The sequence below is a fragment of the Microbispora sp. NPDC004025 genome, from assembly GCF_053604425.1.
In genome coordinates, this window is record NZ_JBSGHN010000008.1 from 312,918 (window position 1) to 320,889 (window position 7,972).

Genomic DNA, 7,972 nt, shown 5'->3' on the forward strand with positions numbered 1-7,972 from the left:
GGGCCGGGATCCGGCCCCCGGTGGCGCTCAGCGGACCGGGTGACCGGCCGCGCGCAGCGTGTCCTTGACCTCGTGGATCTTGAGCTGGCCGAAGTGGAAGACCGAGGCGGCCAGCACCGCGTCCGCCCCGGCGTCCACCGCGGGCGGGAAGTCCTCCAGCCGCCCGGCGCCGCCGGAGGCGATCAGCGGGACGCTCACCGCCGCTCGTACGGCCCGCAGCATCTCCAGGTCGAATCCCGACTTGGTGCCGTCGCCGTCCATCGAGTTGAGCAGGATCTCGCCGACGCCGAGCTCCTCCCCGCGCCTGGCCCACTCCACCGCGTCGATGCCGGTCCTCCGGCGTCCGCCGTGGGTGGTCACCTCGAAACCGGAGGGCGTGGGCGGCCCGTCGACAACCCGGCGCGCGTCCACCGACAGCACGATGCACTGCGACCCGAACCTGCGGGAGGCCTCGGTCAGCAGTTCCGGCCTGGCGATGGCGGCGGTGTTGACGCCCACCTTGTCGGCGCCCGCGCGCAGCAGCCGGTCCACGTCGTCGACCGAACGCACTCCCCCGCCGACGGTCAGCGGGATGAACACCTGCTCGGCCGTACGGCGCACCACGTCGAGCATGGTCTCCCGCTCGCCCGAGGACGCGGTGATGTCGAGGAAGGTCAGCTCGTCGGCCCCCTCGGCGTCGTAGCGCGCGGCCAGCTCGACGGGGTCGCCGGCGTCCCTGAGGTTCTCGAAGTTGACCCCCTTGACGACCCGGCCCGCGTCCACGTCCAGGCAGGGGATCACCCGCACCGCCACCGTCATCGCTCAGCCCCCGTCGTTGCCACGTTCCACCGCCCGGTACGCCTCTACCTCGACCTCGACCAGCATGCGCTCGTCGACCAGCCCGGCGACCTGCACGCTCGTGCAGACGGGCCGTACGTCGCCGAAGATCTCACCGTGGGCCTTGCCGACGGCGTCGAAGTCGCCGGCGTTCACCACGTACAGGCGGGTGCGCACCACGTCGGCCCGGGTGGTTCCGGCCTTCTCGACGGCGTCCAGCGCGATGGAGAAGGCGGTGAGCGTCTGCTGGTAGGCGTCGCCCACGTGCTGGACCTCGCCGCCCACGGTGGCGGTGCAGCCGGACACGAGCACGTGCGGCCCGGCCACGACCGCGCGGGCGTAGCCGTAACGGTCCTCCCAGGGGCCGCCGGAGGAGATCCGCCCTTCGGGCATCTGCTCGCTCATGCGTTCTTCACCGCCGCGAGCGCCTCCTCCAGCGTGAACGCCTGGGCGTACAGCGCCTTGCCCACGATGGCGCCCTCGACGCCGTCCGGCACGAGCGTCGCGATCGCCCGCAGATCGTCGAGCGAGGACACCCCGCCGCTGGCGATGACCGGGCGGTCGGTACGCGCGCACACCTGGCGCAGCAAATCGAGGTTGGGGCCGCGCAGCGTGCCGTCCTTGGTGACGTCGGTGACGACGTAGCGGGGGCAGCCCTCGGACTCCAGCCGGTCGAGCACCTCCCACAGGTCGCCGCCCTCCTGCGTCCAGCCGCGGGCGGCCAGCGTGGTGCCGCGCACGTCCAGCCCCACGGCGATGCGGTCGCCGTACTCGGCGATCGCCTTGGCGCACCACTCGGGGTTCTCCAGCGCGGCGGTGCCGATGTTCACGCGGCGGCAGCCGGTGCTCAGCGCGGCCTCGAGCGAGGCGTCGTCGCGGATCCCGCCGGACAGCTCCACGTGCACGTCGAGCGCGCCGACGACGGAGGCGAGCAGCTCGCGGTTGCTCCCCCGGCCGAACGCCGCGTCGAGGTCGACCAGATGGATCCACTCCGCGCCGGCCTTCTGCCAGGCGAGGGCGGCGGCGAGCGGATCCCCGTACGAGGTCTCCGTCCCCGCCTCGCCCTGCACGAGGCGGACGGCTTGGCCGTCGGCGACGTCGACGGCGGGGAGCAATACGAGCGACATTGGGTCATGACCTCCGGTCGAAAACGATGGTGACGAGCACCGGGAGCAGCAGGATCGAGCCGAGGAACACGCCCAGCCGGGCCGTCCACGAGTCGAGCAGGATCCAGGCGAGCACCTGGACGAGGAACCACAGCACGGCGACGACGCCGTTCTCCGTGCGGCGGCGGCGGGCGAGGTAGCCCCGCTGCCGGGCCACCCGCACCGGTCGCCGGGGCAGCACCGCGGCCACGGCTCCGGCGACGGGTCCGACGAGCCGGTCGCGCACCTCGCGGCGCCTGGCGGCCTTCGCCTCGCGAGCGGCGCGGGCCGCCGCGAGGCGTTCGCGCTCGGCTTCGCGCTCCGCCCTCCGGCGGGCCCGTTCCTTGCTCATCGGGCCTCCCGCTCAGGTCCGGTCACGGCCTGGCCGGCCGTACGCGCCGCAGCCCCGCCGTTCCCCAGTGTCGCACCGCTGCCTCGAGATTTCGCGTGCCGGACACGCTCACAACGTGCTCAGCCAGTTGTCGAGCAGCACGGCCCCCGCGTCCCCGGACTTCTCCGGGTGGAACTGGGTGGCCATGAGGGCGCCGTTCTCGGCGGCGGCCACGAACGGCACGCCGTGCTCGGCCCAGGTGACCAGCGGCTCGTGGAAGCCGTCGCCGGCCTTGAGCACCCAGTCGCGCACGCCGTAGGAGTGCACGAAATAGAAGCGCACGTCCTCGTCCAGACCGCGGAACAGCACGCTGCCCTCGGGCACGGTGACGGTGTTCCACCCCATGTGGGGCAGCACGGGCGCGTCGAGCCGCTCGACCGTGCCCGGCCACTCGCCGCAGCCCTCCGTGTGGACGCCGTGCTCGACGCCCTTCTCGAACAGGATCTGCATGCCGACGCAGATGCCGAGCACCGGACGCCCGCCGGCCAGGCGGCGGCCGACGATCTGGTCGCCGCGCACGGCCTTCAGGCCCTCCATGCACGCCGCGAACGCCCCGACGCCGGGGACGACGAGCCCGTCCGCGTCGAGGGCCACGTCGAAGTCGGCGGTGACGGTGACGTCCGCCCCCACCCGGGCCAGCGCCCGCTCGGCCGAGCGGAGGTTGCCCGAGCCGTAGTCGAGAACGACCACCCGCTTGTTCACTGCCACCACATCACCCCCGCGGTGATCGCCAGGGCCGCGCCGACGCCGGCGAGCGCCGCCAGCAGCTTGAGGCCCTGCCGTATGCCCGAGATGACCCCGCCGATCAGGAAGAGGCCGATGAAGATCATGCCTCCGGACGCGAAGGTCATCAGAGAACGCCCTTGGTGCTGGGCACCCCGCTCGCCCGCGGGTCCCGCTCCGACGCCTCCCGCAGCGCCCGCGCGAGCGCCTTGAACTGCGCCTCCACGATGTGGTGCGCGTTGCGCCCGTACGGCACGTGCACGTGGAGGCAGACCGCCGCCTGCGCGACGAACGACTCCAGTATGTGCCGGGTCATGGTGGTGTCGTAGTCGGGCCCGATCATCGGGGCCATGCACTCGGGCTCGGTGTGGACGAGGTAGGGCCGGCCGGACAGGTCGACCGTGACCTGCGCCAGCGACTCGTCCAGCGGGCAGGAGGCGTTGCCGAACCGCCGGATGCCCGACTTGTCGCCCAGGGCCTCGCGGAACGCCGCGCCGAGCGCGAGCGAGGTGTCCTCGATGGTGTGGTGGGCGTCGATGTGCAGGTCGCCCTCGGTCTTCACGGTCAGGTCGAACAGGCCGTGCTTGCCGAGCTGGGCGAGCATGTGGTCGTAGAAGCCGACGCCGGTCGACACGTCGACGATCCCGGTGCCGTCGAGGCCCACCTCGACCAGCACCGACGTCTCCTTCGTCGTGCGCTCGACTCGGCCGCGGCGCTCGTTGAGCTCGGTCATGCGAGGACCCCTTCCAGCGCGGCGCGGAACGCCGCCATCTCTTCCGGCGTGCCGATCGACACGCGCAGCCAGCCCGCGGGGCCGGTCTCCCGGATCAGCACCCCGCGATCGAGCAGTCCCTCCCACACGGACCGCCGATCCGCAAACGTACCGAACAGCACGAAGTTGGCGTCGGAGTCGGCGACCGTGAGGCCGCGCTCCCGCAGCCAGTCCACGGTGGCGTCCCGCTCGGCGCGCAGCGCGTCCACCGTGCCGAGCAGCTCCTCGCGGTGCGCCAGCGCCACCCGCGCCGCCGCCTGGGTCAGCGTGGACAGGTGGTAGGGCAGGCGGACCAGCAGCAGGGCGTCGACCACCGCCGGGTCGGCGGCGAGATAGCCGAGCCGGGTGCCGGCCATCGCGAACGCCTTGGACATGGTCCGCGTGACGATCAGCCGGGGATTGCCCGGCAGCAGGGTCAGCGCCGACGGCGTGCCGGTGCGGGCGAACTCGGCGTACGCCTCGTCGACCACGACCATGCCGGGCGCCGCGGCGAGGATCCGCTCGATCACCTCAAGCGGCAGTGCGGTGCCGGTCGGGTTGTTCGGCGAGGTCAGGAACACCACGTCGGGCCGGTGCTCCTCGATCGCCCGCACGGCGGCGTCCGGGTCGATCGCGAAGTCCTCCTCGCGCAGGCCCTCGATCCACCGGGTGTTCGTGCCGCCCGCGATGATCGGGTGCATCGAGTACGACGGCTCGAACCCGATCGCCGAGCGTCCGGGGCCGCCGAACGCCTGCAGGATCTGCTGGATGACCTCGTTGGAGCCGTTGGCCGCCCACATCTGACGGGCCGTCAACCCGTGGCCGAGGTAGTCGGCGAGGTCCTTGCGCAGCTCGACGGCGTCCCTGTCGGGGTAGCGGTTGAGCGTCGCCGCGCCCTGCCGTACGGCACGGGCGAGGTCGTCGATCAGCGCGGCCGACGGCGGGTAGGGGTTCTCGTTGGTGTTGAGCTGGACCGGCACGTCGAGCTGCGGCGCGCCGTACGGGTGCTTGCCCCGCAGGTCGTCGCGGATCGGCAGGTCGTCGAGGGTCGTCATGCGGGCACTTCCCAGTCGAAGCGGGCGCGGATCGCGGCGCCGTGGGCGGGCAGGTCCTCGGCGTCGGCGAGGGCGCACACGTGCGCCGCGGCCCCGGCGAGCGCCTCGCGGCTGTAGTCCACCACGTGGATGCCGCGCAGGAACGTCTGCACCGACAGCCCCGAGGAGTGACAGGCGCAGCCGCCGGTCGGCAGCACGTGGTTGGAGCCCGCCATGTAGTCGCCGAGCGACACCGGCGCGTACGGGCCGATGAAGATCGCGCCGGCGTTGCGCACGCGGGCGGCGACCGCGTGCGCGTCGGCCGTCTGGATCTCAAGGTGCTCGGCGGCGTAGGCGTCGACGACCCTCAGGCCGTCCTCGATGTCCGAGACGAGCACGATGCCGGACTGGCGGCCGGCGAGCGCCTCGGTGATGCGCGCGGAGTGCCGCGTCGCGGCCACCTGGCCGGGCAGTTCCTTCTCCACCGCGTCGGCCAGCTCGGGACTCGTGGTGACCAGGACGGCCGCCGCGATCACGTCGTGCTCGGCCTGGCTGATCAGGTCGGCGGCGACGTGCGCGGGGTCGGCGGTCTCGTCCGCGAGGATCGCGATCTCGGTCGGACCCGCCTCCGAGTCGATCCCGATGCGGCCCTTGAGCAGGCGCTTGGCCGCGGCCACCCAGATGTTGCCCGGACCGGTCACCATCGTGGCCGGGCGGCACTCCTCGGTGCCGTAGGCGAACATCGCCACGGCCTGGGCGCCGCCCACGGCGTACACCTCGTCGACGCCGAGCAGCGCGCAGGCGGCGAGGATCGTGGGGTGCGGCAGGCCGCCGAACTCCTTCTGCGCGGGCGAGGTGACGGCCAGCGAGGGCACGCCCGCCTCCTGCGCGGGGACCACGTTCATGACCACGCTGGAGGGGTAGACGGCCCGGCCTCCGGGGACGTACAGCCCCACGCGGTCGACCGGGACCCAGCGCTCGGTGACCGTGCCGCCCGGCACGACCTGCGTGGTGGTGTCGGTGCGCCGCTGGTCGCGGTGGACCAGGCGGGCGCGGCGGATCGACTCCTCCAGCGCCGCGCGCACGACCGGGTCCAGCTCCTCGAGGGCGCGTGCGAGTGCCTCGGCGGGCACCCGGGCCGACTCGATCTCGACGCCGTCGAACCTCGCGGTCAGCTCCCGTACGGCTGCCGCGCCGCGATGGCGCACGTCCTCACAGATGGGCCGCACCTTCTCCAGGGCGGCCTCGACGTCGAGTTCGGCGCGGGGCAGCACGTCGCGCAGGTCGGCAGGAAGGGACCCGCGCAGGTCGATACGGGAAATCACCGTCCCAGTCTACGGATGACCAGGGCCGGATCCGCGTGTGTCCAGCATGCGGGACGGGCGTTTCACCGGCGGACGCACCCTCCCGGAGCTGCGACGTCGTCGTCCACGCTCGATTCGGGGCCCGGACCTTGACGGATTTTCGGGCACCGATCCACACTCTCGGCCAAGGACAGTCACATTCGGTCAGTCGAAGGCGGGGTCTCGTGCTCCCGGCACAGCGTCACCAGCGGATCATCGAAGCCCTCGGGCGGAAGGGCACCGTACGCACCGAGGACCTGGCCGCGCTGCTCGGCGTCTCCCACGAGACCGTCCGGCGCGACCTGGCGATCCTGGAGCGCCGCGCGCTGCTCGTCCGCGTCCACGGCGGCGCGACCGCGGCGCCGTCCGGCACCGGCGAGGAGCTGTCCTACCTGGAGCGCTCGACGAGCCGCTCCGAGGCGAAGGCCGTGATCGGCGAGCTCGCGGCGCGGCTCCTGCGGCCGGGCCAGACCGTGATCATCGACGTGGGCACCACGGCCGTCCACGTCGCCAGGGCCCTCCCTCCGGCCTTCCGGGGGGTGGTCGCCACCTGCTCGCTGCTCGTGGCGGCCGAGCTGGCCGGCCGACCCGGCGTGGAGGTGCTGGTGTCGGGCGGGCGCGTCAGGCAGGGCGACCTCGCCGTCTCCAACGCCCACGCGCTGGGGTTCTTCCAGGACCTGCGCGCCGACGTGGCGTTCCTCGGCTCGGGCGGCGTGGACGCCGAGGCCGGGCTCACCGACTACTTCCTGGACGAGGTCGCGACCAAGCGGGTGATCCTCGCCGGCACCGCCCGGACGTACGTGCTCGCCGACAGCTCGAAGCACGGCAGGGTCGCCGCCTACCGGGTGTGCGCCCTGGACGACCTGTCCGGTCTCATCACCGACGCGGAACCCCCTCCCGCGCTCGCGTCCGCCCTGGTCAGAGCGGATGCCGAGGTGATCAGCCCGTAGGCCGGCCGTCGCGGCTTCACCCGGCCGCACCGGCGATCGACCAGGGGCACCTCGGGCACCAAGGCGGAATTGGCGCCCGGCGACGGCGCGGTCCTCGCGCCGGCTCAAGGCGCCCGACCGGGCCCGCAGAGCCTGGCACCCCGATCGGCGAACCGAGTATCAGTGGTCCGCCACCACTTCCCGCACGTCGAATAGCCGCAATTCGTCCTTTGGACTGATATGAGCGGGCATTCATCTGTGGCTCCAAGCAATCACCCAGCCGCGGTTGATTGAGGCGGTAGGCCAGGGGAGAATTAGCACAGGAATTCGAATCCGGCCATGGAAGCGGAGGGCGCGATGGACACGTTGGGCAACGTCCATAGGCGCTCTCGGCGTCCGAATATCTCTGGTCGTTGGTGGGCCGATGCGACGGCCAATTCACCGCTTTGGCCGTCAGAAGCCCCCAGACATTTCTGTAAAAGCGCGACCTGCCCGCGCCCTGAATGCGTGTCGCGCGACAAGGGCGCACCCCTTTCCACCAGCACGCGGAAGCCCGGCGACGGAAGCAACGGTGGTCATGCCGGCAGTGCGGGTAGTGCTGCGGACCCTGGTTCCGGTCGTTCCGAGGCCGGTGCCGGGGCGGGTCGGGGCAAGGGCCGGTCGTCGTGGGTGCTGGTGGCCTCGGTGCGTGAGTCGGCGCAGGCGTTGGCGTTGGCGCCGGTTCCGGACGATGTGGATATCTGCTTGGCCGAGGCCGAGGAGTTGTTGTTCGCCCGGGATCGGATCACGTGTGCTCTTGCTGATCGGGTGGGGCGGGTGCATCGGGCGGGGCAGGCCAAG

General features: G+C 72.5%; 10 protein-coding genes. 1 reads left to right on the forward strand and 9 read right to left on the reverse strand.

The window, feature by feature from the left end:
* Nucleotides 1–27 precede the first annotated feature (27 nt).
* The 9 genes from hisF to hisD all read right to left on the reverse strand — a co-directional run bounded on the left by hisF (nucleotide 28) and on the right by hisD (nucleotide 6,185).
* The gene (gene hisF / locus ACWEQG_RS22170) at nucleotides 28–798 is read right to left on the reverse strand and encodes an imidazole glycerol phosphate synthase subunit HisF (protein WP_363463865.1); all 771 of its coding nucleotides are present in this window, start codon (nucleotides 796–798) and stop codon (nucleotides 28–30) included.
* A 3-nt stretch (nucleotides 799–801) separates the two neighbouring features.
* The gene (locus ACWEQG_RS22175) at nucleotides 802–1,221 is read right to left on the reverse strand and encodes a RidA family protein (RefSeq protein ID WP_363463863.1); all 420 of its coding nucleotides are present in this window, start codon (nucleotides 1,219–1,221) and stop codon (nucleotides 802–804) included.
* Entirely contained in the window at nucleotides 1,218–1,943 is a 726-nt protein-coding gene (gene priA, locus ACWEQG_RS22180) for a bifunctional 1-(5-phosphoribosyl)-5-((5-phosphoribosylamino)methylideneamino)imidazole-4-carboxamide isomerase/phosphoribosylanthranilate isomerase PriA (protein ID WP_452287257.1), read from the reverse strand. The genes ACWEQG_RS22175 and priA overlap by 4 nt, the downstream gene beginning before the upstream one ends.
* A 4-nt stretch (nucleotides 1,944–1,947) precedes the next feature.
* Nucleotides 1,948–2,313, reverse strand: a complete 366-nt coding sequence (locus ACWEQG_RS22185; protein ID WP_346227696.1) for a hypothetical protein — start codon at nucleotides 2,311–2,313, stop codon at nucleotides 1,948–1,950.
* 108 nt (nucleotides 2,314–2,421) lie between these two features.
* Nucleotides 2,422–3,054 carry an imidazole glycerol phosphate synthase subunit HisH gene (gene hisH, locus ACWEQG_RS22190; protein WP_452287291.1) on the reverse strand — a complete coding sequence of 211 codons (633 nt, stop codon included), beginning with the start codon at nucleotides 3,052–3,054 and terminating at the stop codon, nucleotides 2,422–2,424.
* A complete protein-coding gene (locus ACWEQG_RS22195) occupies nucleotides 3,051–3,203 on the reverse strand; it encodes a hypothetical protein (RefSeq protein ID WP_346227694.1) in 153 nt (50 codons plus the stop codon). Before ACWEQG_RS22195 ends, hisH begins: the two co-directional genes overlap by 4 nt.
* Nucleotides 3,203–3,808 carry an imidazoleglycerol-phosphate dehydratase HisB gene (hisB, locus tag ACWEQG_RS22200; RefSeq protein WP_452287259.1) on the reverse strand — a complete coding sequence of 202 codons (606 nt, stop codon included), beginning with the start codon at nucleotides 3,806–3,808 and terminating at the stop codon, nucleotides 3,203–3,205. Before hisB ends, ACWEQG_RS22195 begins: the two co-directional genes overlap by 1 nt.
* On the reverse strand, nucleotides 3,805–4,881 hold the full coding sequence (locus ACWEQG_RS22205; protein ID WP_452287261.1) for a histidinol-phosphate transaminase: 1,077 nt from the start codon (nucleotides 4,879–4,881) through the stop codon (nucleotides 3,805–3,807). Before ACWEQG_RS22205 ends, hisB begins: the two co-directional genes overlap by 4 nt.
* Entirely contained in the window at nucleotides 4,878–6,185 is a 1,308-nt protein-coding gene (gene hisD / locus ACWEQG_RS22210; protein ID WP_452287263.1) for a histidinol dehydrogenase, read from the reverse strand. Before hisD ends, ACWEQG_RS22205 begins: the two co-directional genes overlap by 4 nt.
* Nucleotides 6,186–6,388: 203 nt before the next feature.
* On the opposite strand from hisD, the gene ACWEQG_RS22215 reads away from it, so the two are divergent.
* Nucleotides 6,389–7,153: a DeoR/GlpR family DNA-binding transcription regulator gene (locus tag ACWEQG_RS22215; protein WP_452287265.1), complete on the forward strand. Its 765-nt coding sequence runs from the start codon at nucleotides 6,389–6,391 to the stop codon at nucleotides 7,151–7,153.
* Nucleotides 7,154–7,972: the final 819 nt, after the last annotated feature.

Bases quoted from the DNA above. Each gene is read 5' to 3' on its own strand.
- hisF (WP_363463865.1), bottom strand. From the start codon at position 798: ATGACGGTGGCGGTGCGGGTGATCCCCTGCCTGGACGTGGACGCGGGC.
- ACWEQG_RS22175 (WP_363463863.1), bottom strand. From the start codon at position 1,221: ATGAGCGAGCAGATGCCCGAAGGGCGGATCTCCTCCGGCGGCCCCTGG.
- priA (WP_452287257.1), bottom strand. From the start codon at position 1,943: ATGTCGCTCGTATTGCTCCCCGCCGTCGACGTCGCCGACGGCCAAGCC.
- ACWEQG_RS22185 (WP_346227696.1), bottom strand. From the start codon at position 2,313: ATGAGCAAGGAACGGGCCCGCCGGAGGGCGGAGCGCGAAGCCGAGCGC.
- ACWEQG_RS22195 (WP_346227694.1), bottom strand. From the start codon at position 3,203: ATGACCTTCGCGTCCGGAGGCATGATCTTCATCGGCCTCTTCCTGATC.
- hisB (WP_452287259.1), bottom strand. From the start codon at position 3,808: ATGACCGAGCTCAACGAGCGCCGCGGCCGAGTCGAGCGCACGACGAAG.
- ACWEQG_RS22205 (WP_452287261.1), bottom strand. From the start codon at position 4,881: ATGACGACCCTCGACGACCTGCCGATCCGCGACGACCTGCGGGGCAAG.